Origin of the sequence: Bacillus sp. GB_SG_008 (assembly GCF_052038115.1) — a bacterium.
Classification (GTDB): Bacteria; Bacillota; Bacilli; order Bacillales; family Bacillaceae_G; genus Bacillus_A; species Bacillus_A rhizoplanae.
The window spans coordinates 279,760-304,382 of record NZ_JBPZSK010000001.1 but is presented as its reverse complement, the minus strand read 5'-3'; the positions used below and the strand labels follow the sequence as shown (position 1 = coordinate 304,382).

Annotated in this window: 24 protein-coding genes and 1 pseudogene; 6 read left to right on the top strand and 19 right to left on the bottom strand. The window is 37.2% G+C overall.

Annotated features, from left to right (window positions below; translation table 11 throughout):
• Positions 1-145 precede the first annotated feature (145 nt).
• The gene (racE, locus tag ACTDJC_RS01450) at positions 146-1,000 is read right to left on the bottom strand and encodes a glutamate racemase (protein ID WP_301287724.1); all 855 of its coding nucleotides are present in this window, start codon (positions 998-1,000) and stop codon (positions 146-148) included.
• 289 nt (positions 1,001-1,289) lie between these two features.
• Complete coding sequence (gerE, locus tag ACTDJC_RS01445; RefSeq protein ID WP_020060005.1) at positions 1,290-1,514, bottom strand: spore germination transcription factor GerE; 225 nt, start codon at positions 1,512-1,514, stop codon at positions 1,290-1,292.
• Between the two features lie 297 nt (positions 1,515-1,811).
• On the opposite strand from gerE, the gene ACTDJC_RS01440 reads away from it, so the two are divergent.
• From ACTDJC_RS01440 to ACTDJC_RS01430, 3 genes are all read left to right on the top strand, one after another.
• Positions 1,812-3,635 carry an APC family permease gene (locus tag ACTDJC_RS01440; protein ID WP_440602502.1) on the top strand — a complete coding sequence of 608 codons (1,824 nt, stop codon included), beginning with the start codon at positions 1,812-1,814 and terminating at the stop codon, positions 3,633-3,635.
• Positions 3,636-3,972: 337 nt separating this feature from the next.
• A complete protein-coding gene (locus ACTDJC_RS01435) occupies positions 3,973-4,161 on the top strand; it encodes a PspC domain-containing protein (RefSeq protein WP_098305149.1) in 189 nt (62 codons plus the stop codon).
• A 275-nt stretch (positions 4,162-4,436) separates the two neighbouring features.
• A complete protein-coding gene (locus ACTDJC_RS01430) occupies positions 4,437-5,072 on the top strand; it encodes an NAD(P)-dependent oxidoreductase (RefSeq protein ID WP_440602501.1) in 636 nt (211 codons plus the stop codon).
• A 43-nt stretch (positions 5,073-5,115) separates the two neighbouring features.
• On the opposite strand, the gene ACTDJC_RS01425 is transcribed toward ACTDJC_RS01430, so the two are convergent.
• Positions 5,116-5,547, bottom strand: a complete 432-nt coding sequence (locus ACTDJC_RS01425) for an Rrf2 family transcriptional regulator (protein WP_098305153.1) — start codon at positions 5,545-5,547, stop codon at positions 5,116-5,118.
• Positions 5,548-5,738: 191 nt separating this feature from the next.
• On the opposite strand from ACTDJC_RS01425, the gene ACTDJC_RS01420 reads away from it, so the two are divergent.
• Positions 5,739-6,554, top strand: coding sequence for a 5'-nucleotidase, lipoprotein e(P4) family (locus ACTDJC_RS01420; RefSeq protein WP_098305155.1), 816 nt, complete (start codon positions 5,739-5,741; stop codon positions 6,552-6,554).
• Positions 6,555-6,585: 31 nt separating this feature from the next.
• Here ACTDJC_RS01420 and motB read toward each other — a convergent pair.
• Positions 6,586-6,750: pseudogene (gene motB / locus ACTDJC_RS01415) on the bottom strand (flagellar motor protein MotB); the annotation flags it as partial.
• Positions 6,751-7,128: 378 nt separating this feature from the next.
• Here motB and ACTDJC_RS01410 point away from each other — a divergent pair.
• The gene (locus tag ACTDJC_RS01410) at positions 7,129-7,911 is read left to right on the top strand and encodes a M15 family metallopeptidase (RefSeq protein ID WP_440602771.1); all 783 of its coding nucleotides are present in this window, start codon (positions 7,129-7,131) and stop codon (positions 7,909-7,911) included.
• Between the two features lie 17 nt (positions 7,912-7,928).
• Here ACTDJC_RS01410 and ACTDJC_RS01405 read toward each other — a convergent pair whose 3' ends face one another.
• The 4 genes from ACTDJC_RS01405 to ACTDJC_RS01390 form a co-directional block, all read right to left on the bottom strand.
• Positions 7,929-8,381: an acyl-CoA thioesterase gene (locus ACTDJC_RS01405; RefSeq protein ID WP_098305157.1), complete on the bottom strand. Its 453-nt coding sequence runs from the start codon at positions 8,379-8,381 to the stop codon at positions 7,929-7,931.
• A 187-nt stretch (positions 8,382-8,568) separates the two neighbouring features.
• The gene (sdhB, locus tag ACTDJC_RS01400; RefSeq protein ID WP_098305159.1) at positions 8,569-9,330 is read right to left on the bottom strand and encodes a succinate dehydrogenase iron-sulfur subunit; all 762 of its coding nucleotides are present in this window, start codon (positions 9,328-9,330) and stop codon (positions 8,569-8,571) included.
• A complete protein-coding gene (gene sdhA, locus ACTDJC_RS01395) occupies positions 9,323-11,116 on the bottom strand; it encodes a succinate dehydrogenase flavoprotein subunit (RefSeq protein ID WP_440602500.1) in 1,794 nt (597 codons plus the stop codon). Before sdhA ends, sdhB begins: the two co-directional genes overlap by 8 nt.
• Before the next feature lie 13 nt (positions 11,117-11,129).
• On the bottom strand, positions 11,130-11,756 hold the full coding sequence (locus ACTDJC_RS01390) for a succinate dehydrogenase cytochrome b558 subunit (protein ID WP_098305163.1): 627 nt from the start codon (positions 11,754-11,756) through the stop codon (positions 11,130-11,132).
• A gap of 346 nt (positions 11,757-12,102) precedes the next feature.
• On the opposite strand from ACTDJC_RS01390, the gene ACTDJC_RS01385 reads away from it, so the two are divergent.
• The gene (locus ACTDJC_RS01385) at positions 12,103-12,507 is read left to right on the top strand and encodes a YslB family protein (RefSeq protein WP_301287849.1); all 405 of its coding nucleotides are present in this window, start codon (positions 12,103-12,105) and stop codon (positions 12,505-12,507) included.
• Positions 12,508-12,632: 125 nt separating this feature from the next.
• Here the strand turns inward: ACTDJC_RS01385 and uvrC are convergent, their stop codons facing one another.
• The 11 genes from uvrC to ACTDJC_RS01330 form a co-directional block, all read right to left on the bottom strand.
• Entirely contained in the window at positions 12,633-14,414 is a 1,782-nt protein-coding gene (uvrC, locus tag ACTDJC_RS01380) for an excinuclease ABC subunit UvrC (RefSeq protein ID WP_429706438.1), read from the bottom strand.
• Positions 14,415-14,429: 15 nt separating this feature from the next.
• Positions 14,430-15,839 (bottom strand): glycosyltransferase family 39 protein, encoded by a 1,410-nt coding sequence (locus ACTDJC_RS01375; RefSeq protein WP_098305169.1) that lies wholly within the window; start codon positions 15,837-15,839, stop codon positions 14,430-14,432.
• 47 nt (positions 15,840-15,886) lie between these two features.
• A complete protein-coding gene (locus ACTDJC_RS01370) occupies positions 15,887-16,792 on the bottom strand; it encodes an FTR1 family iron permease (RefSeq protein WP_098305171.1) in 906 nt (301 codons plus the stop codon).
• A gap of 18 nt (positions 16,793-16,810) precedes the next feature.
• Positions 16,811-17,566, bottom strand: a complete 756-nt coding sequence (locus ACTDJC_RS01365) for a hypothetical protein (RefSeq protein WP_440602499.1) — start codon at positions 17,564-17,566, stop codon at positions 16,811-16,813.
• 63 nt (positions 17,567-17,629) lie between these two features.
• Positions 17,630-18,376: a glycosyltransferase family 2 protein gene (locus tag ACTDJC_RS01360; protein ID WP_440602498.1), complete on the bottom strand. Its 747-nt coding sequence runs from the start codon at positions 18,374-18,376 to the stop codon at positions 17,630-17,632.
• Positions 18,373-19,848: an alkaline phosphatase family protein gene (locus ACTDJC_RS01355; RefSeq protein ID WP_440602497.1), complete on the bottom strand. Its 1,476-nt coding sequence runs from the start codon at positions 19,846-19,848 to the stop codon at positions 18,373-18,375. The genes ACTDJC_RS01360 and ACTDJC_RS01355 overlap by 4 nt, the downstream gene beginning before the upstream one ends.
• On the bottom strand, positions 19,836-20,714 hold the full coding sequence (locus tag ACTDJC_RS01350) for a lysylphosphatidylglycerol synthase transmembrane domain-containing protein (protein WP_440602496.1): 879 nt from the start codon (positions 20,712-20,714) through the stop codon (positions 19,836-19,838). The genes ACTDJC_RS01355 and ACTDJC_RS01350 overlap by 13 nt, the downstream gene beginning before the upstream one ends.
• A gap of 16 nt (positions 20,715-20,730) precedes the next feature.
• Positions 20,731-21,678, bottom strand: coding sequence for an SDR family NAD(P)-dependent oxidoreductase (locus tag ACTDJC_RS01345; RefSeq protein WP_440602495.1), 948 nt, complete (start codon positions 21,676-21,678; stop codon positions 20,731-20,733).
• Positions 21,679-21,764: 86 nt separating this feature from the next.
• Positions 21,765-22,937 carry a hypothetical protein gene (locus tag ACTDJC_RS01340; RefSeq protein WP_440602494.1) on the bottom strand — a complete coding sequence of 391 codons (1,173 nt, stop codon included), beginning with the start codon at positions 22,935-22,937 and terminating at the stop codon, positions 21,765-21,767.
• Between the two features lie 171 nt (positions 22,938-23,108).
• Positions 23,109-23,423, bottom strand: coding sequence for a thioredoxin (trxA, locus tag ACTDJC_RS01335; protein ID WP_098305183.1), 315 nt, complete (start codon positions 23,421-23,423; stop codon positions 23,109-23,111).
• Positions 23,424-23,645: 222 nt separating this feature from the next.
• On the bottom strand, positions 23,646-24,623 hold the full coding sequence (locus ACTDJC_RS01330) for an electron transfer flavoprotein subunit alpha/FixB family protein (protein WP_098305185.1): 978 nt from the start codon (positions 24,621-24,623) through the stop codon (positions 23,646-23,648).

The following is a 24,623-nucleotide window of genomic DNA, read 5'->3' as shown; positions in this document are numbered from 1 at the left end:
CTTTCCCTCAAAGTGGCTACTATTCGGGGTACAATTCAGTAAAACCAAAGACCATCCTTTCATTTTCAGATACACACTGAATAAGGATGGTCTTTTTGTCTTTTTATATTATTCTCTCAATTTGATAGCTATGAAAACAGCCTCTTTATAAAATGATATGCTTCACATTCTCAATTGGTTGCCCAAACCATTTGGAAGCAATTTCTTTAAACACATCAATTTCTCCTGTTGTTAAAAAAAGATGATCACTTTGCTCTTCTCTGTCATGCAGCATCTTACTATGATATAAAATGGTGCTCACTTCACGAGCTGTTTCATCACCTGAACTAATCAATTGCACAGAATCACCCATGACCCGTTTAATAACTGGCCCTAAAATTGGATAATGCGTACATCCTAAAATCAGCGTATCGATTTCAGTTTGCTTCAATGGTTGTAGCGTTTCTCTTACCACTTCATACGTCATTTCACTCTCAAAATTCCCGCTTTCTACAAGCTCAACGAACGGTGGGCAAGCTAAACTCTCTACTAATACGCGGTTGTTAATTGATTTTAGTGCCTCTTCATACGCACCACTTTTCACTGTTCCAATCGTACCTATTACACCAACATGGTACGTATTTGTCATTTTAAGTGCAGTGCGCGCACCGGGGTGGATTACCCCTACCACTGGGATAGACAATTTTTTTTGCATTTCTTCAAGTACAACTGCTGTCGCAGTATTACAAGCAATGACAAGCATTTTAATATCCTGCGCCAATAAATACTCTGTCATTTCCCATGTGAATTGTCTCACTTCTTCACGCGATCGCGGACCGTACGGGCAACGTGCTGTATCTCCTAAATATATAATTCGCTCTTTCGGTAATTGCCGAATTAACTCTTTCGCTACTGTTAATCCACCAACACCTGAATCAATTACACCAATCGCTCTATTCAAAACAATCGCCCCGTTTTCTCTTTCATCATCTAAGCGTACATTCCCAAATCGTGCACTCATCATCAGTACAACATACATAGACTAATAGAAGGTTCACTTCATCCCATTCTAACAGGCAGTAAAACTTCCAATTCAAGATTCCGAGAAATCAAAGAAGGGAGGAAGAAGATAACTGCCCATAAGAGCCCGATTGGTAAGAGCTTTCCATCAGTTTGGAAATAAAGATCCCCCACTGATAGAAGCTTCACTTTATGTACATGTTAGACCTTTTTATTCTCCTCCTTTTTCTAGTAATTTGCAAGATACAAAAATAACCGGCTTTTACTTATATAAAAGCCGGCTTCATCCCTTATAATTCAAGCTCTCCCATACGAAGGAGCTCAACAACCGCTTGTGAACGTCCCTTAACCCCTAGCTTTTGCATTGCATTTGATATATGGTTACGTACGGTTTTTTCACTAATAAAAAGTTCACTTGCAATTTCTTTTGTTGTTTTATCTTGAACAAGTAACTCAAACACTTCTCTTTCTCTTTTTGTGAGCAACGGTTTGGATTGATATTCTTTTTCCTTCAATTGGTATAACCCTCCTTGCTTAAGCCAGAGCTGTATATGTGTAAGTTGGGTGTTTATTTAGTCATGATATTGTATGAATAGAGGTAAGTGGTGGTGAATAAAAACAAAGAGAAATTCCATGTTTTAATTATAAAAAAGTTGTTTGTATTTCATTTTTATTCTTCTCTGTTTTACACAATGTCCCATTAAATAAAAACTCCCCATTTATTACCTCTTTCCTTACTAAATATTTGGCTACAAGACGCTCATACTACATAGTATCTATTCATGGAAATTTTGCATATTGGTGGTGTAAATATGTTTTCTACAGTCAAAAGATTTTTAATTGGGAGACCGTTAAAATCAACAGCATTAGGAGAGCAGAAGTTAAATAAATTAAAAGCGCTGGCTATCCTGTCTTCTGATGCGCTTTCCTCAGTTGCATATGGAACAGAACAAATATTAATTGTCCTTGTAACAATTGGAGCAGTTGCATTTTGGTACTCCATTCCTATCGCTGTCGGTGTTTTAGTTCTATTGGCAGCACTTATTTTATCATACCGACAGATTATCTATTCTTACCCACACGGGGGCGGAGCTTATGTAGTTTCTAAAAGAAATCTAGGCGTAAATGCAGGCCTCATCGCCGGTGGGTCATTGTTGGTAGATTATATCCTTACCGTAGCAGTAAGTGTATCAGCAGGAACAGATGCCATTACATCTGCGTTTCCGACTTTACATCGGTACACCATTCCTATCGCTGTTATACTCGTTATTCTTATTACAATTCTCAATCTTAGAGGGGTAACGGAATCTGCCACTGTATTAGCTTATCCTGTCTATCTCTTTGTGCTAGCGCTCGTTATTTTAATTATTGTTGGGATGTTTAAAATTACATCTGGACAAGCACCGGCCACTTTGCACACACCTATTGGTACAGCAGTACCTGGAATTACATTATTCTTCTTATTAAAGGCATTCTCATCCGGGTGTTCTGCATTAACGGGTGTTGAAGCAATTTCCAACGCCATTCCAAACTTTAAAGAACCCGCTGCTAAAAATGCTGCCAATACATTAGTCATGATGGGAGCGATTCTTGCCGTTTTATTCACTGGCATTACCTTTTTAGCATATTGGTACGGCATTGCTCCTAAACATACTGAAACTGTTGTTTCTCAAATCGCTTCCAATGTATTTGGAAGAAACTTTGTTTACTACTTTATTCAAGGAGCAACTGCTCTTATTTTAGTGTTAGCTGCCAATACCGGATTCTCAGCATTTCCATTGTTAGCTTACAACTTAGCATCAGATAAATATATGCCTCGCATGTATTTGATGCGTGGTGATCGCTTAGGGTATTCAAACGGTATTATCACACTCAGTTTTGCTTCCATTATTTTAATTATTACGTTTCACGGGAAAACCGAACATTTAATTCCATTGTACGCAGTGGGTGTATTTCTCCCTTTCACCTTGTCACAAACAGGTATGATTATAAAATGGATTCGGGAAAAACCAGAAGGGTGGTTACCAAAATTACTCACTAACTTATTAGGAGCACTCATTTCCTTAACCGTACTGCTCATTTTCTTCGTTACAAAATTTATGCAAGTTTGGGCCATTTTCATATTTTTACCCATTATTGTTTTTACCTTCCATCGCATTTATAAACATTATGACGCGGTAGGTGAACAACTACGTATAAACCCTAATGAATCACCTCAAAAAATCGAGGGCAACGTCGTCATCGTACCTATTGCTGGAATTACAAAGGTAGTGGAACAATCGCTCAATTACGCTGAATCTATTGGAGATACTGTCATCGCTGTTTACGTGGCCTTCGACAAAGAAAGCGAGATTAAAATGCAGGAGAAATGGAAGGCGTGGCAACCCAATATTCGTCTTGTTACAGTGGTTTCTTCTTACCGAAGCTTAATGAGACCCATAAAAAAATTAGTAACTACAATTCAAGATAAAGCAAACGAGGAACATTATGCAGTTACCGTTCTCATCCCACAATTTATTACGAAAAAAAATTGGCATAACTTTTTGCATAACCAATCGAGTGTTTTACTAAGGATATATCTTTTGTACAAAAAGAATGTTATTGTTTCAACTGTCCCGTATCGATTTAAAAAATAAAGATGCTTTATCCTTATAGAAAACCAAAAGCAATGATTAAAAATAGATCATTGCTTTTGGTTTATTATTTTCCCATGCAAACATACAAAATCAGAAAAAACAGTAACCATATAAAGTGAATCTTCCATCAGTTCTCCATCACCTATCTTCCTTACCCCTCTCTGAATCTTGAGGTAGTGGTCTTACTGCCTACAAGTAGCGGGATAAAACTGTAATCTTCCCCTAAAAACCATAATATAATTCGATAGCCCCTACTTTTTCCATATAGGATAAAAACATAAAACATTCACTTCTACATAAAAAAAATGATGAATAATGAAAAGGAGAGGATTTCATTATGGATAAAAAACTATGCAAATCTTCAACAGATAAAGTGTTTATCGGTGTTTGTGGTGGCTTAGGAGAATATTTCGGTGTAGACACAAATATGATCCGTATTCTGTGGCTGATCGCAATCTTATTTTTCGGAACAGGCTTTTTAGCTTATTTCATTCTTATGTTGCTTATGCCACAATCTCATGAATAAAGTGACCGGTGTCTTTTATGTATTTTAAGGTGAATCTTTCATTGTTAAATGTAGAACTGCTATTTCATTCCTATTCTTATAAAACAAAAGAAAACAGCATAATTATCTTTTTCGCAAGTTGCTTTTTACTCAATATAAAAGCAACTTGTTTTTATGTTGACAAAGAATAATTGTTGTAACTATAATAGTTACATAAAGTTGTAACTGAATTAATTACAACTAAATCGAAAGTAAATACATTTTTATATAAAACAAAGTGGAAGAGGAGAATGATTATGAAACTTGCAGTAGTAGGCGCAACTGGTAACATCGGAAAACAAATTATTGAAGAAGCTTTAACACGTGGACACGAGGTAACAGCGATTGTTCGCGATGCATCTCGCGTAGAAACAGCACATGAAAATTTACATGTTGTAACAGGTGATATTTTCAATGCAGACAGTATTGCAAAAGAAGCAGTAAATCACGATATTTTAATTAGCGCATTTGGTCCTAAACATGGTGAAGATGAGAAACTTGTAGAAGCAACGCACTCTTTATTAGAAGCAGCAAAACAAGCTGGTGTTTCTCGTCTTGTAGCTGTTGGAGGCGCAGGCAGCTTAGAAGTAGCGCCTGGTTTACAAGTTGTTGATACACCAGACTTCCCAGCAGAGTGGAAACCAATCGCATTAGCACACCGCGATGCATTACAGGTGTATAAACAATCCGATTTCAACTGGACGAATTTAAGTCCTGCTGCGATGATTGAACCTGGTGAGCGTACAGGCAAATATGTCACAGGAACAGATCAACTATTAACAGACGAAAACGGTGAGAGCCGAATTACAATTCCAAACTACGCTGTTGCTTTATTAGACGAAGTAGAAAACCCACAATTTTCTCGTCAACGTTTTACAGTACGTAACGCATAATGAAAAAGAACCTAGCCTTCCATCAATACAAGGCTAGGTTCTTTTATTGTTGTATCTTCTCTTCTAAATTTGTAACGAGCTGTTTTACCTTTACATTTGCAAGGACATTTTCCATCGCGTCTTGCGCTTGCAACAATATAATTTCTAACACAGTTTGAATATTAGCTCCAACTGGGCATTCCACATTTGGATTATCGTGAAAAGAAAATAAATGCCCTTCTTCTACAACTTCAACCGCTTTATATACATCAAGTAACGTAACTTCATTTAAATCACGAGCTAAGGAAGTACCACCTTTTCCAGCTTGTACATCAACTAATCCCGCTTTTTTTAACATTCCTGTAATTCGGCGAATAACGACTGGGTTTGTATTGACACTGCCAGCAATCCATTCAGATGTACATCGAGATTTTTTATCGACTTCTAGCAATGTTAACATATGAACAGCTACTGTAAAACGACTACTAATCCCCACTTGTATCCCCCTCCTTTATGTTCATTCTCTCTCATCTATTTAAAAATAACGTATCCTTTATTATATACTATTTTCCTTCATCATATAAAGTAAAAAACATTATACATACTATGTATAGACTCATAATTGTAACAGAAAAATATATTGGAAGTCCCTTGAAAATATTCACATACACACCTAGGAGGATACGTATGCAAAACAAACGAAAGTTTGCAACTCTACTATCTGTTGCATTATTATCAACATCCTTGACAACTTACGAGGTTACAGCAAAAAAAGCAACAGTCAAACTAACAGATCAACAAATAATGGCCAATTTATGGTATCAAACAGCTGGTGAAGCAAAAGCATTATACCATCAAGGCTACAACATCGGCACACTTAAGCTAGATGCTGCTCTTGCAAAAGGGACAAGCAAGAAACCAGCTGTTGTACTAGACTTAGACGAAACCGTTTTAGATAATAGTCCATACCAAGCAATGACAATAAAAACAGGAAAAGGCTATCCTTATAAATGGGATGAATGGGTTAATCAAGCAGATGCAGCAGCTCTTCCTGGTGCACTTGATTTCTTAAAATATGCAGAATCAAAAGGTGTAGACATTTATTACATTTCAAATCGTAAAACAAATCAACTAGATGCAACCGTTAAAAATTTAGAACGCATTGGTGCCCCGCAAGCAAAGACAGAGCATATTTTACTACAAGAACCGAAAGAACAAGGAAAAGAAAAGCGTAGAGAACTCGTTTCAACAACGCATGATATCGTCTTATTATTTGGTGACAATTTATCAGATTTCAGTGGATTTGATGCAAAATCTGTACAAGATCGTAATAAAGCAGTAGAAGAAACGAAAGACCAATTTGGCGAGAAATTCATTATTTTCCCAAATCCAATGTACGGCGATTGGGAAGGCGCTTTATATAACTATGACTTAAAAAAATCAGATGCAGAAAAAGATAAAATTCGCAGGGACAACTTGAAATTATTCGAAGTAAAAGAATAAGGGACGGCACTACGCCACCCTTTATTTTTTTATCTTTTATAAGAGGTAAAATAAATAATTCTACTCGTCTATTTTTCACTCTTCCTTCCGGTATATCATTCGGTGCGACAGGACGATATTCTCCGTAGCCAATTGCACTAAATTTTTCCGGAAGCAGTTGTTTATTTTGGAGCAATACTTGCATAAAATTAACAGCGCATTAAGTGCAGCTTCTTTCAAAAACATTCCTAATACAACGGCAACTATCCCAAGGATAATTCCAATGATTGATGCCAAATTCATCGTTGTTCCCTCCTAGATTATTCGATACAATAAGAAGCTACATATCATAACATAATCGTTACATCTATCTATATATATTATACATGAAATAGAATTCATAAAAAGTTGCAATGTGTCATTTTAAACAAAATCATGAAGAAATCGACTTTTTTTTACAAATTTTTTTCAATTTTGTTACATGAGGGCTCCTTTATTCCTTTTTATATACGATAGACTTATAATGTAAAAAGATAATAAAGTACAAGTATTTTAGAAAGGAATAAATCGGTTAAAAATTATGAAAAAAACAATTATGAAAAGAACAATCTTAATTTCAATTATGATTCTCATTGTTATTTCTTTAATAAATTTTGGTTCCAAAGCTTTTACAGGAAATATACATAATCAAGCAGAAGCAGTTGAAACAAATCAGCATGCTGAACATCCAAAAGAGAAGATTCCTCCATTCCCAAAAGCAAGCGCAACAGCTAAAAAAACCGATGATCAATATTCACTTGTAACTAACACTGATTCATTACTCGTTTTAGTAAACAAACATCGCAAACTCCCAGATTCCTACACACCACGCGATTTAACAAAACCAAATGTTCCATTTCTCAGTCTGGAAGATAAGGAAAAAACATTACTTCGCAAACCGGCAGCGGATGCCCTAGAAGAAATGTTTAAAGCAGCAAAACAGCAAGGGATTGAACTTACTGCAGTATCTGGATTTCGCTCTTACAAACGACAACAGTCATTGCATAATACATATGTAAAGCGTCAAGGAAAAAAAGCTGCTGATGCATTAAGCGCCATTCCAGGGACAAGCGAACATCAAACTGGACTTGCCATGGATATTAGCTCTAAATCAGCAAAATTTCAATTGGAGCCGATATTTGGAGAAACACCTGAAGGAAAGTGGGTAGCAGAGCATGCTCACGAATTCGGATTTGTCATTCGTTATCCAGAAGATAAAACAGACATTACAGAATATGATTATGAACCATGGCATCTTCGTTTTGTCGGCAACCCGCAGGCTACATATTTATATGAACATCATCTGACATTAGAAGAAGCAATGGGAGACAAAAAATAAGAGGGCGACGCGCCCTCTTATTTTTTGTCTAATAACCGTTGTTTCCATTCCGCTGGCCAAGGTACTCCTTTCCCTGTTTTTTTAGAAGCTTGCACCAGTGCACCTCGCCCCATCAAACAAATCTCTCCTGCTTCGTTCCTTACCATATAATGCAAATCCAAAGAAGAATTTCCGACGTTCTCAGCTTTTACATACACTTTTAAGTTCTCATCAAAGAACACTTGTTTCAAAAAATTACATTGTAAATCCGCCACTACAATCATTGTTTCCGATGCTTCATGTACCCACTCTTGCATAAAGCCAAGCTCTTTAAAAAACTCAATACGAGCTTCTTCAAAATAAGTAAACGCAACACCGTTATTCATATGTCCAAACATATCTGTTTCACTAAAACGAACCTTTATAGGGATGTAAAATGAAAATGTACTTTCCCATTGCTCAAAGTGTTCAATATAATGAATCTTCTTCATAATTATTCATCTCCTTTAAAATTTCTCTCATTTTATATTATTTGATTTTTCTGAATTAAAAACCTATAAAATTACGATCTATTAAGGTAAGAATAAGTATACTCAGATGTAAACATATAATTAAGTAACTTAAATAAGAATGATATAAATATTGCCTCTTCAAACTGAAGAGGCAATATAGATTAGATTAATAGTTATTGTCACTACCAAAGAAATCTTTAAATGATTGAATCGTTGTATCACGGTTTAAAGCCGCAATCGATGTCGTTAATGGAATTCCTTTTGGACAAGATTGTACACAGTTTTGTGAGTTACCGCAGTTTGCAAGTCCTCCATCACCCATGATTGCACGTAAACGGTCCGCTTTATGCATTTCACCTGTTGGATGTGCATTAAATAAACGTGCTTGTGAAAGCGGTGCTGGACCGATAAAATCAGATTTGCTATTTACGTTTGGACATGATTCTAAACATACACCACAAGTCATACATTTTGATAATTCATATGCCCACTGACGCTTTTTCTCTGGCATTCTTGGCCCTGGGCCTAAGTCATACGTACCATCAATCGGAATCCATGCTTTAACGCGCTTTAACGCATTAAACATACGGCTGCGATCCACTTGCAGGTCGCGAACAACCGGGAATGTTTTCATCGGTTTTAAGCGAATTGGTTGTTCAAGTTGATCAATAAGTGCTGTACATGATTGACGTGGTTTTCCGTTGATCACCATAGAACATGCTCCGCACACTTCTTCTAAACAGTTCATATCCCAAGCAATAGGTGTTGTATGATTCCCTTTTGCATCAACAGGGTTACGACGAATTTCCATTAATGCCGAAATGATATTCATATTTGGGCGATATGGAATTTCAAATTCTTGATCATACTCCTGTGAGTTCGGACCATCTTGTCTTGTAATAATAAGGCGGATTGTTTTCTCAGACATGTTGCTTATCCCCCTTCTCTTCTTTCTTATCAGCTACTTCATGTTTTGAAGAATAATCACGCTTACGTGGTTGGATTAATGAAATATCAACGTCTGCGTAATGGAATGCTGGTGCATTTCCTGCTCCCTCAAACTTCGCCATTGTTGTTTTTAAGAAGTTCTCATCATCACGATCTGGGAATTCTGGTTTATAATGTGCACCGCGACTTTCATTACGGTTATATGCACCAATTGTAATAACACGAGCTAATTCAAGCATATTTGCCAGCTGACGTGTAAATGAAGCACCTTGGTTACTCCATTTCGCCGTATCGTTAATGTTAATGCGTTTATAACGCTCCATTAACTCTACGATTTTCGCATCTGTTTCTAATAATTTTTTATTTTCACGAACTACTGTTACGTTATCTGTCATCCATTCTCCAAGCTCTTTATGAAGAACATACGCATTTTCATTACCATCTAACGTTAAAATATTATTGAATTTTTCTGTTTCGATTAATTCATTTTGCTCATATAAAGCAGATGAAACAGCATCTGATGATTTTGAAAGACCTTTCATATATTCAATTGCATTTGGTCCCGCTACCATACCGCCGTAAATCGCTGATAATAATGAGTTAGCACCTAGTCGGTTACCACCGTGCATAGAGTAATCACACTCACCTGCTGCAAACAATCCTGGAATATTTGTCATTTGTTTATAATCAACCCATAGTCCACCCATTGAATAGTGAACAGCAGGGAAGATTTTCATCGGTAATTTACGTGGATCATCACCCATGAATTTTTCATAGATTTCAATAATACCACCTAGTTTTATATCAAGCTCTTTCGGATCTTTATGAGAAAGATCAAGATATACCATGTTTTCACCGTTAATACCAAGCTTTTGCTCAACGCACACATCAAAAATTTCACGCGTTGCAATATCACGAGGTACAAGGTTTCCGTATGCTGGATATTTCTCTTCAAGGAAATACCATGGTTTACCGTCTTTATATGTCCAAACGCGGCCACCTTCACCACGTGCAGATTCACTCATTAGACGTAATTTATCATCACCTGGAATTGCTGTTGGATGAATTTGAATAAACTCACCATTTGCATAATATGCACCTTGCTGATACACAGCAGATGCTGCTGTACCTGTATTAATAATGGAGTTAGTAGATTTTCCAAAGATGATACCAGGGCCCCCTGTTGCCATAATTACAGCATCAGCTGGAAAACTTTTAATCTCCATAGATTGTAAGTCTTGCGCTACGATTCCGCGGCATACGCCTTCGTCATCCACAACAGCGCGTAAGAAATCCCAGCCCTCATATTTCGTAACAAGACCTGCTACTTCATGACGGCGCACTTGCTCATCTAATGCATATAATAATTGTTGTCCTGTTGTCGCACCAGCAAATGCTGTGCGGTGATGCTGTGTTCCACCAAAGCGACGGAAATCTAGTAAACCTTCTTCCGTACGGTTAAACATAACACCCATGCGATCCATTAAATGAATAATACCAGGCGCTGCATCGCACATCGCTTTTACAGGAGGTTGGTTCGCTAAGAAGTCCCCTCCATAAATTGTATCGTCAAAGTGGATCCACGGAGAATCCCCTTCACCTTTTGTATTTACAGCACCGTTAATGCCGCCTTGTGCACATACAGAGTGAGAACGTTTCACCGGTACTAAAGAGAATAGTTCTACATTCACGCCTGCTTCCGCTGCTTTAATCGTTGCCATTAAGCCGGCTAATCCACCGCCAACTACAATAAGTTTCCCTTTCATGCTCTCCCACTCCTTACATGTTTGCTAGATTCGGATTAATGAACGCAAGTAATGCGCTCACCCCTACGTAAGATAACGCTAAGAAAATTGCTAATGTTACATACGTAGAAATACGCTGCGAACGTGGTGATACCGTGATACCCCAGCTAATACAGAATGTCCATAATCCATTTGCAAAGTGGAAAATAGCCGATACAACCCCTACTAAATAGAAACCAAACATAAACGGATTGCTTAAAATACTTGCCATCATATCATAGTCTACTGTTTGTCCCATTGCAGCTTGAAGGCGCGTTTGCCAAACGTGCCAAGCTAAGAAAATTAGCGTAAACACCCCTGTGAATCGTTGCAGAGCGAACATCCAGTTACGGAAATAGCTATAAGATGTTGTATTGTTCGTCGCTGTAAAAGCAATATATAAACCGTATACAGCATGATACAACAACGGCAAGAAAATCACGAAGATTTCCAATGCATACCGAAATGGAAGCATTTCCATAAAATGAGCAGCGCTATTGAAAGCCTCTGCCCCTTGTGTTGCAAAGTGGTTTACTACTAAGTGTTGTGTCACAAAGACACCAATCGGAATGACACCCATTAACGAATGCCACTTGCGAAACGTATACTCGCGGCCTTTCATGTCCCCATTACCCCCTCGAATGTTTGACTACTGTTTGTCACGTTACTTTATAACAATAGCATTTTTTCACTATTGCTATAAGAAAAACTGAAAAAATTATTCGCAATATTTCAGCATAATTTGATACCAAGTTCATTTTACTCCTATTTTTGTCGAAGCGTCAAGAAAACGTATACATAATCTGTATATAATTTTTATATTCTTTTTTCATTCTCTAAATCAGATTTTTTGCCAAGAAATAGCTGGGTTTATATATATAAAATGGTATATAATATTGGCAGTATAGAAAGTGGGGAATATTGTGAGTACAAAAAAAATCGAAAGCGAATCTTTACAAAATATTTCAATGAGTGCTTTTGCCTACGAATTGCTGCGTGAAGAATTACTCCCAGACTTAATAGGGAAAGAATTAGATGCTATTCTATATTGGGCTGGCAGAAACTTAGCACGAAAATATCCTTTAGAAACAATTGATGAAGTGATTCAATTTTTCGTAAAAGCTGGATGGGGTGACTTAACCATCATTGAACATAAACGCCGTGAAATGGAATTTAAACTAACAGGTGCTCTTATTAAGGAACGCCAACAACAAAATAGACACTCTTCTTATCAATTAGAAGCCGGGTTTATTGCAGAGCAAATTCAAAAACAGCGTGGTGTAGTTGCTGAATCCTACGAAGAACAAAAGAAGCGTTCTGACTCTATTATGTTTCTCGTAAAATGGGATGTAAAAGATCCTGTCGAAGTGTAATGTTTATTTTATAAGTCAACTAGGCATAAAAATGTCCAGTTGACTTTTTTATTTATGTATAAACATTCGTTTTTTATTATTTTAAATATTCTGAAATTATAACAAAAAAGAAAAGACACTGTAAACTACAATGTCTTCCCTGTTAAATACGAATGAATCGTCTCTGCTATTTTTTGCGGCATTCCTGCTTCTATAATGTCTGTAACAGACGCTTCTTTCATTTTCTTGAGAGAACCAAAATGTTTTAAAAGTGTTTTCTTCCGTTTTTCTCCGACTCCTGGTATATCATCCAATGCCGATTGAATGACAGATTTCCCATGAATTTGACGATGGAACGTAATCGCAAAGCGGTGCACCTCATCTTGAATACGCTGCAATAAGTAAAACTCTTGACTATTACGCTCTAACATAACAGGTTCAGGAGGTTCACCGATAATTAAATGTGACGTACGGTGCTTATCATCTTTAACAAGTCCTGCTGTTGGAATAGAAAGACCGAGTTCATTTTCTAACACATCACATACTGCAGCTAAATGACCCTTTCCGCCATCGATTACAATTAAATCGGGAAGAGGCAAATTTTCTTTTAAAGCACGTGTATAACGGCGGCGCACAACTTCGCGCATCGATTCATAATCATCCGGTCCTTGCACCGTTTTAATTTTATATTTTCGATACTCTTTTTTCGCAGGTTTTCCATCAATAAAGACAATCATGGCGGAAACCGGATTTACCCCTTGAATGTTAGAGTTATCAAATGCTTCAATTCTGTGCGGTGTTTCAATCCCAAGATGTTCTCCTAAGTTTTCTACAGCCTTAATTGAACGTTCTTCGTCGCGTTCAATTAAATAAAATTTTTCATTCAGCGCAATTTTAGCATTCTTACTCGCTAAATCAACGAGTTCTTTTTTCTTACCGCGTTTTGGCTGCGTTGCTTCTACTTCTAAAAATTTTTCAATCAGTTCATTATCAATGCTGCTTGGTACAACAATTTCTTTCGGCTTAAAGTGATTATTTTGTTCATAAAATTGCCCGATAAATGTCAGGAAACCTTCTTCTGGATCATCATAAATGGGAAACATCGAAACATCTCGCTCGATTAACTTTCCTTTTCGAACAAAGAAAACTTGCACACACATCCAGCCTTTATCTACCGCATAACCGAAAATATCACGGTCAACTAGATCGCTCATAATCATCTTCTGCTTTTCCATAATCGCATCCATATGAGCAATTTGATCTCGCAATTCTTTCGCTCGTTCGAACTCTAATTTTTCCGATGCTTCATACATTTTCGCTTCCAATTCTGAACGAACTTCTTTATGTCCACCATTTAAAAACTTAATAATGTCATCTACAATTTCTTTATTTTGTTCATCTGTTATCTCTTGCACACAAGGCGCTAAGCATTGTCCCATATGATAATATAGACAAACTTTATCTGGTATATTTGTACATTTCCGCAGCGGATACATTCGATCTAACAATTTTTTTGTTTCATGAGCTGACTGTGAATTTGGATACGGGCCAAAATACTTTCCTTTATCCTTTTTCACATTTCTCGTAATAAGCAAACGCGGCTGTTTTTCAGCCGTAATTTTAATAAATGGGTATGTTTTATCATCTTTTAATTGGATATTATATTTTGGATCATATTTTTTAATTAAATTTAATTCTAAAATAAGAGCCTCCAGATTCGAGGAGGTCACAATATACTCAAAGTCAACAATTTCTCCGACAAGACGTAGTGTTTTCCCATCGTGTGAACCAGTGAAGTACGAGCGCACACGATTTTTTAATACCTTTGCCTTCCCAACATATATAACTGTTCCTTGCTTATCTTTCATTAAATAACAGCCCGGTTGATCCGGTAAAATCGCTAGTTTTTCTTTTAAATATTCGTGCACTCGCTTTCTCCTCTCTTACTTTTTCCACTTATATAAAACTATTTTAGAATAAACAGGATCAAATAATGGATTAGAACGAAAGACAGCAACCTGTTCCACCTGTCCTTTTATATCAATCCCTTGTTTTTGAAATCCTTCAATAAGATGATTCGTAACGTATATTGTATCATTCTTATGATATTTTTTATCTTGTAAAAAATAGTCATATGTGTAAAAACGTTTATGTTCATATGGTACATGTAAGTATTCCATAACGCGTGTCTCTTCCCATGTATATACGATAAACGGCTGCTGTTTTTCTTCTAAATATGACGCTAGCTGATACGTTGCGGGCACAGCTTCTTTTTGTTCTTGCATAAGCGGTATGCTGACAACAAGTTGAAGTGTTGCAAATAACAGCAGTAAAATTCCGCTATATTTTTTTAACCATGAAATAGCAAGTACGAAAAGTACTATTGCTACAATTGGATAAGAATGACGTGGCTTATCGATATTTTGTCCAAGTAAATTCCAAAGAAAATATACACTGCCAAGCGCTATAAATAATTTCGGATAGCAACGTATGTTCTTCCATTGTAAAACAAAAAGAAACAAAAAGAAAAGAAAGAAACCTACAAGAACGTACGAATGAACACCGATCCCTGCAAATACAATATTCTCGGAAAGTAAACGAAACAGACGTGATATAAGCGGTTCACTCGTTTCTGTAACCGCACCGCCCCATTCTGTAAAATGCCCTTTTACAAATCCGAAAGAAATTTTCCATAATCCCGCTAAGCCGCCGATATTCCAAATAAGCGCCCCGATCCATACGAGCTGCGAAAGAACAGCTGTGCAGCATATAATAATAAACCGCCATTTTTCTTCATGCCACTGCTGCCATACTAATAAAATAAGCGCTATCCCAAACGGCGCATACGATAAACGGATTCCCATTAATAGAGCAAATAAGATCACCGGCAAAAACTGAGCACGAAATTCATTTGTGCGAAATGCTCGATCTACGCTCCACATATACCACCACAGTACAGCTATCGCTGCTCCCTCTGACATCGGCTGCGTCACTAAAATAGAAAAATAACCGCTCGTTTGCAATACAGCTACAACAATAAGAGCACTCGTTTTACTTACATAACGGCGTGCAATCCAATACATCGGAAAAGCAGCAGTAAGTGCCATAATTGCATTAAAAATCCCTAACGATTGCACAGGATTTTCTATAAAAAGATGTGTCATCATTCCCCCTAAAATAAAAAAAGGATAACCCGGGAAATGAGGCTGCATCGCTAATATGTCATATTGCTTTAGCGCAAGCGAAAAATCTACTTCATCCCACGTTGCCGCAAACGGACTTGCATAAAAAAAACGAATGAGAATCGCACTAGAAAAAAGAATGATTGCCCATATACGTAATACTTGTTTCATCTGATTTCCTTTCTGTAAAAAAAGTACAAGGAATATCCCTTGTACTTTTAGCTTACTGATTTATTTTCTTCAGTTACGGTTTGCTTTTTTTTCGCAGGTTTTTTAAAGATAATTAACATATAAAGGACAACAAAATAACCGATATATGCAAGCACTTCTTCAAGCGATGGCATAGAAGAATATCCTAAAAACGATTTTAAGAATAGACCGACCTGACCGGAAAAAACTGGTGCAGTTCCATGATCACGCAAGTAGTGTTCATAATCAATCGGGTGCTCTGGGAGCAGCCATGTAATATCGTATACGTGCGGCATCACGCTACCGATTATTTTTAAGTCTTGCAGCATGGAAATACCTTGTACAAGAAGCCCAGCTGCGATGAAGACAATAAATACTCCCGTTACTCTAAAGAATACTTTTAGTGAAATACGCATCGTTCTTTTAAAGAATAAGTAGGCGACAAGAGCTGCAACAAGAACTCCCGCAATTGCTCCCCAGCCTTTCATTGCCGCTTCAATATTTCCACCTGTAATTGCAGCAAAGAAGAACACTGTTTCAACGCCTTCTCGCAGCACAACAAGAAAGGAGTGTACGACCATTCCAATTACGTTTCCAGTCGTAATATAATGACTCATTTTACTTTCCATATTGCCTTGTATATTTTTGCTATGTTCCGCCATCCAAAATACCATTTGTGTAAGCAAAATAACGGAAATGAACATAATCGATATCTTTAAATACATCTCACTTCCCATTGCGGCAAAGCCAGTAAATACAACTTGAAAGACAAGAGCGACAAGATAGCTTGCTACAACCGCAAGGCCTGCTCCTATCCAAACGTATTTCACAAATTGCTTATTATCCGTACGCTTTAAATACGTAGTAATAATTCCAACAATGAGCAATGCTTCTAATACTTCACGAAATGTAATGAGAAATGCCTGCAGTTGCATCGCTCTTCCTCCTCATCTTTACTTGCGTTTTCTTACTGCATATACAATGACTCCAACAAGTACAAGTACAATTATCACAATTGGAGCCCAGTTTTTTAAATTGCTTAAATCTGTCCACTCTGTTTGGCCTTTGTTTGCTGAAGCCGCTTCTGTTCCACTAACATCAAAATGACCAACCCTAAAATCTTTAATTTTCAATTCTTTTTGCAAACTTGTTAAAATGACATCTTTACTTTGCTTGAAAGCATCATGATTTGGTTCCTTTTGTCCTACTCCAAATAGTCCAGGGTTTCCAAGTGATTCTAGCGCCTTGTTAAACTCATCTTTTAATTTTGCATCTAATTCTTTATTATGTTCTGCAATAACTGGTGATAATGCATCATATGTTGCAAATGCTTTTGCTAATAGACGTTTACTTGTATCATAGTCATTAAATTGTTCATCGACATTCGTTAAACGACGATTAATATTAAGGGCAAGAATTTTTTGCATATCTGTAATAATAGCTTCTTTATTTTTCTTATCAAAGTCTTTCATAATTGCTTTAGAAGGTTCTTTTCCCATGTGCTGGTCAATTTCTTCTTGCACATTTTCATATGCTTTCTTTGCTTCTGTAAAGTTTGCTGGATTTTCATCTAGCTTTGCGACCATTTGCTTATACGCCTCTGCAACCTTTTCTTCGTTCGGATTTCCGTACGAATAAGCAAATACGCTCGTATGTATCGAGAATATTAAAAAAATACTAACACATAATGAAGTAATTATTTTTTTCATAAACACTCCTCCTAAAAAAATGATAATAATTATCACTTTCATTGTCAAGATAAGAAATGCTCGCTACGAGCATTTCTTATCTTCTACTATTACATGCGCATCATAATCAATCGTAACTTTCTCCACCGGGCGTTTCATCTCTTTCAAAATTGCAGGAAGAACATTCGTCATATATTTACGGAATGAAATGAAAGACTCCCCTGTTTCACGCACTTTATACGTAATGGGTACTTCCAGAACTCGAAAGCCTTTTCGTACTAAATTTAATGTAATTACTTGTGCATAATTGTAATCATGAATAATTTCTCCGTGTTCCATCGCTTGTCTCGAAAAAGCACGCATTCCTGATTGTCCGTCACGAATCCATTTACGTAGCAATATACATTGCAGCATTGTAAAACAATAGTTCCCAAGGCGTCTGTACAGCTTCATGCCGCTAATGGTTCCGCGAAAACGAGACCCCATTGTATAATCAGCCTTCCCTTCCAAAATTGGCTGTACTACATTTGGAATTTCATCTGCTGGATATTCATCATCTGCATCAATCATTACACTAATATCTGCCCCAAGGTGATAACTCTCCTTTAGTCCTGCTCGAACGGCTGCACCAAGACCACTATTTTTTGAAAATGAAACGATATGATCCGCCCCAGCCTCTTTTGCAACTTCCACCGTTCTGTCTGTTGAACCGTCATCAATCACAAGAACCTCTACCGTTACACTCGGATGAAAATGACGCGGCACTTTTCGAATAACATGTGCAATGGAGTCTTCTTCATTTAGGGCTGGTATAAACACAATTACTTTCATTTCTTTTCCTGCTCCTTTAACGCTTCCACTAACACAGGACCACGGCTATGAGATGGATACGGTGCACCTAGTAAATAAGCAAGTGTCGGTGCCATAGAGACAAGGCTTTTCTTTTCTTCTACCTTAACACCTTGTTTAATATGAGGGCCGTACATAAAGAATGGTACGAATCGTTCTCCTTCATCTAAATGGCCATGACCGCCAATCCCATCTGCCTGTCCATGATCAGCACAAATGATAAACGTCGTATTCGCTGTTTTTCCTGTTTTCTCTAAATGCTCGATAAAATGTTTTACATGCTGGTCTGCCTCATGAATTTTTTGTAAATACTCATCATATAACACACCACGACTATGTCCCGTTTGATCTGTTGAAATGAGCTGTACAATAAAGAGATCTGGGTCTTGTTCATCCATTATTTGTTTCGCTTTCTCCATAATCTTCCCATCCACAACATCATTTTTCATAACAGCTGTAAATGTTTCTACATCTTCACCAAACGCGTCAACTAAATGCGCAACGGCTAGCATCTTTCCTGTTTTGTCTACTTTTCGAAGCGAATCAAAAATACTTTCTACATTCACGCCGTGCTTCCAAACCATGTTCGATTTAATGCCGTGCTCAAATGAATATGTTCCTGTAAACATAGAAGAGAAACATACAACGGTTCGAGCTGGATATACCGTTTCCATATTTAAAAACTCCGTCCCTTTTTTTCGAAGAGAATCCAAATACGGTGTATGTGCTGTTTCAAAGCGATCTTTACGCATACCATCAATAACAATTACAACTACTTTTTCATTCAGTGCCTCTTTATTTTCTGGCATATTATTCGTATAAGTTGAAATTGCTTTTGGCTGCCAGTCAAATAAATTACGATGTAAGATGATTGTGTATAGTGCAAGAGCACCATAAAACATAAGCAGTGTTTTCCAATCTACTGCACCGAGCGTACCACCTTCTTGGAAGAAATGGTAGTAATAATACCAAAGTGATAACAACAGTAAAAATTTCGGCATTTGCTCCTGTGCATTTCCGCTTGTAGAATCACTGTTCTTTAGCACGAGTTTCCAAAAACGTGTAAAGTTTAACCAAGACGTTCCAATACGCAAATGATAATATAACGTTCCCCAAAATAGGATCGTAAAGAAAAAATATAATCCTAATGCAAATAATAATAACGGTACATGCACCGTTTTAAATACGATTAAATAGGCAACGAACGGCAGCCATAAATAATTTCGCAAAAACAATGGAAAATCAAACAAATAATATAAAACGAGTAGCGGAACAATGAATAAAAAGCTACTAAAAAAAGCAGACACAAAATTTGGATTCCCAAATTGTGAAATAGAAAACAACAAAAATGTACCGAATACAAAAATCGGTGTAAATGGTTTCCCTTCATTTAGTAGATTCCAACAGCGCGCCGCTACTTTTTCAAATTTCGACGCTTTCTTTACTTCTTCCAACGGATGCCTTCTCCCTTCTGACTGAAAAATGAGCGTAATTCCATAGGATACACCAATAATAGTATCACGCCCACACCATAAGAAAATATAAATTTAAAACCATGACTCATTAATGACCATTGATAGGCATCAGATTGCACAGCTCCTACTGCTTGCAATGCAAATGTCATAACGGTCTCATACGTACCGATCCCGCCTGGTGTTAGTTGAAACACTTGTCCAGCAATGGTCACACTATTTACCCAAACTGCTTGTACAAATGAGAGCGGCGTAGCAATTTCATAAATGACAAATGCTTCACAAATCCAACTCAGCGCAATCAGGAGCAGAATGATTCCGCCTTTTGCTGTAAATAGCGCCCCTTTCAATTGCTTCCACTGCTTATCTACAAATTGCGGTGCTTTCTTGTAGATAAGCAATCCCATCACGCTTCCTATACATATACAAGTAAAAATGACCGGAACATTAAGTAAAATATTTCTCCATAATAGAAACATACCCACTGCTCCAAACATACCGAGAATAAGTAAGTCTAATATACGAAGAACGATGACAGATTGCGTTGCTTCTCCTAATGTTACTTTCTTCTCTTTTGTAATCACAGCAATGCGAACAGCATCTCCAACTTTTAGCGGTGAAACATGGTTAATGAACAAACTATACAACAGTCCATATAACGCCTCTTTTATTGTAATACGATGATGAAGGTATAGTTTCCATGCGTATGCACGTAACAAAAAAGCAATACCGTACATCATAATGAGAAACATAACCATGTATGGTTGTTCCCATAAGGTTTGAAGATGTTTCAATAATGAAGATGCTTCAAACGACCGCCATGATAAAAGAAAAAAGATGCATAGCAAGAAAACACCGAAAACATTAAACAATATTCGGATATTGTTTCGCCCAAGCAATGGTTCGCTCCAACCCTTCTGCAAAAGATATATGCGGCATGTACCCAAGCTGCTCTTTCGCTTTTGAAATATCCGCCCAAGTTGATGTTACATCACCTTTCCGGTGTGCTTCTTTCCTTACACGCATAAGCGGGAAATGTTTTTCTAACTGTGCCAATAATTCTGTCATTAAAACGGGAGCATTGGACCCAAGATTATATACATCACTGTGATTGGATTGCAATGTAAGAGAGATTCCTTCTGTAATATCATCGATGTACGTATAATCACGCCCCGTTCCTGTTCCGTACACGACAATTTCCTCCTCTTTTAATAGCTTTCGAATGAAGCTTGCAATTGCCATATCGGGACGTCCCCACGGTCCGTATACAGTAAAGAACCGTAAAATATTCATTTGGAATCCGTACATATATTGATACGCATGACACAGAGATTCTGCTCCGTATTTTGATGCAGCATACGGTGAAAGAACGCGGCCGTTTGCCATGTTTTCTTGCAGAGGCATCCCTGCCTGCTCTCCGTATACAGAAGAGGACGATGCAAAAATAACATGTTTCACATTTTCTTCTCCGGCACATGTTAATACGTTACTTGTCCCTTTTATATTAATATCAACGTAAGCACCTGGTATTTCAAGCGATGGTCTTACACCTGGAAAGCCCGCTAAATGAATAACCGCATCGACTTTTTCTTGCTGCATAACAGCTTTCACATCATCTTTTTGCAAAATATCACATTCATAAAATGAAATCTTTCCAGCTTCCTGTACTTGCTCTAATTGAAAAAGCTTTCTAGACTTTGCATAGTAAGAATGAAAATTATCAAGAAGCACAACTTGTTTACCTTGCTCTAATAATTTCAACGCAAGATGACTTCCGATAAAACCCGCTCCGCCAGTAATTAATACTTTCATTTCTTTCACCACCTTCTACAACCCTATGCAAAAGAAGAAACCTTGTCAAGACAAGGTTTCTTCCAAAGAATATAGACGTTTCAATTTTATTTCGCTGTTTCAACCACTTTATTTAATGTAGATTCAATTTGTGGTAATAACTTGTCTGCCTCTTCTTTGTTCTTCGCTTTTACTGCGTCTAAATAAGATTGTGCTGTTTTTGTTAAATCTGCTGTTTGCTGCTCGCCAAGTACTGTTTTTAAATCATTTTCAATCATGTTAATGAATAGAGCACCTTCTAATGCTGTAACAGGACCTTTATCTTTCCCGAAGTTTTCTTGGCTTTCTTTATACTCACCTAATGCAACTTTTGAAAATCCACGTACAAACGCTTGATTTACAGCTTTTGGATCAACTGTTTTCACATCTGTTTTTAAATCAAATTGCTTCAAAATAAAGTCTGCTTCTTCAGGAGCTGCTTTTTTCAGATATGGATAGATAGCTTGGTAAAATGCCCAGCCTTCAGCTTGCTCAACTTTTGCATTTTTCTCATCTTTCTTTGCTTCTTCTACCATTTTTGTAGCATAACCGTTTGGCGTAGCTCCTGTTGCAAAGTAGAATGTTTTCATTAACGTTTTATCTACAACTTGCTTGCCAAGAGCAAATGCAGATTTGTCGCCTTTATCAATTGCTGCATTCATTTCATCAAAGCCGCCTTTAATTGTAGAGGCCATTTGTGTACCGTATGCAGCATCACGCTTTCCAACTGTACCTTCTAAACCTTTATAAAACGCAAGTGCTTCTTCCATTTCTTCTTTCACTTCATCTTTGTTGCCCCATTTTTCATCTACTTCTTTAAAATCATGGCGCATAGATTGGAAGAATTCTTTTTGCATTAATTTATCAAATAGTTGCTTTACAACCATTGGTTCCATTTCTTTATTTTTACCTGCTTCTAATGCAGCTGTAATAGTTGGATCAATTTGCTCGCTAAATTCACCATCGCGTTGTTGAACAAGAGGTTGTAATTTTTCTTTGTATAACTTTGTTACTTTCTCAAAGTCAACCTCTTTACCGTCTTTCGCTTTTTCAAGCTCAGCTACTCCATCTTTGTAAGCTTGTACATAATCTACTTCTTGTTGTTTTGTTTCTTCTTTTTTAGCAGTTTGTTCTGTCTTTTTCTCTTGTGCTTCAGACTTTTTCGGTTCCTCTTTCGCACAACCTGCAAAAAGTAAAGATGCTACTGCTGCTGCAGATAATACTTTTAACTTTACTGTCATGAACTGCGTCCCCCTACAACCAACTGATATTGATTTTCATTATTGATAATTTGATTATAAAAGTAGGAGCGATAAGTGTCAACATCATTTTTGTATCCGGTGTCACATTAATACAAGGAAATTATAACCAAAATAAAAAGGTCCAGCATCGTATGCTGGACCTTTTATCAATTAGAAGTGTTTAGATACTAATTCAACTAATGCTTCTTTCGGCTTATAACCTAATGCTTGATCAACCACTTGACCATCTTTTACTACGAAAAGAGATGGAATGCTCATTACTTCGAATTTACGAGCTGTTTCTTGGTTTTCATCAACATCTACTTTTACTACCTTTACTTTATCGCCTAATTCTGCATCGATTTCTTCTAATACAGGAGCGATCATTTTACAAGGGCCACACCAAGGTGCCCAGAAATCTACTAATACAACACCTTCGCTTGTTTCAGCTGCGAAAGTTTGGTCAGTTGCGTTTACAATTGCCATTTTATTTCCTCCTTTATGAACTTTCTAACCAAAGTATATCATTATCTTATATACGTGGCGAATAATATGTATCGTTAAGTATTGTATCAAATAATCATGCCTTTATACTATAAGAAAGTATTACTTTTCGTACGAAAAAGCGAGAAGCAGGGGACCTCTCGCCTTCCTTTATTTATATAGGGGTAATTACTTAATGGGAACCCATTATGCGTAACATCGTGTTTAAGAATGTACTTTTAACTTCTTGAATTCTTCTGTTAAAAGCGGTAACACTTCAAATAAGTCGCCAACGATGCCATAGTCAGCTACTTTAAAAATGTTCGCTTCAGGATCTTTATTAATTGCTACAATGATCTTTGAGTTAGACATACCAGCTAAATGTTGAATCGCACCAGAAATACCACATGCAATATATAAATCTGGTGTTACAACCTTACCTGTTTGTCCAATTTGCAGTGAATAATCGCAGTATTCTGCATCACATGCTCCGCGAGAAGCGCCAACTGCTCCGCCAAGCACATCTGCCAATTCTTTTAACGGCTTAAAACCTTCTTCACTCTTCACACCGCGTCCGCCTGCGATAATGACTTTTGCTTCAGAAAGATCTACACCTTCTGCTGTTTTGCGAACAACTTCTTTGATAACTGTACGCAAATCTTTTACATCGACTGTCATAGAAGAAACATCGCCTTCACGTGCTTCATCTTTCTCAAGCGGCGCAATGTTATTTGGACGAATTGTCGCAAATAATACACCATCTGTTACAATCTTTTTCTCAAATGCTTTACCAGAGTAAATTGGGCGTGTGAACACAACATTTCCACCAGCCACTTCTAACGCTGTCACGTCAGAGACAAGACCTGCATGTAATTTCGCTGCAAGTTTTGGTGATAAATCTTTCCCAAGCGCCGTATGTCCAAAGACAATTCCTTCTGGCTTTTCTTCTTCATACACCGCTAGAAATGCTTGTGCATATCCATCAGATGTATATGAGCTTAACTTATCGCTTTCAACTGTCACAACGCGATCTGCACCGTAATGAATCAGTTCTTTCGCAAATGAAGCGACGCTTTCACCTAGTAAAAGACCGACAACTTCACCGCCTTCTGCAATTGTTTTTGCTGCTGCTACTGCTTCAAATGAAACGTTACGTAAAGATCCGTCACGAACTTCTCCCATTATTAATACTTTACGAGCCAT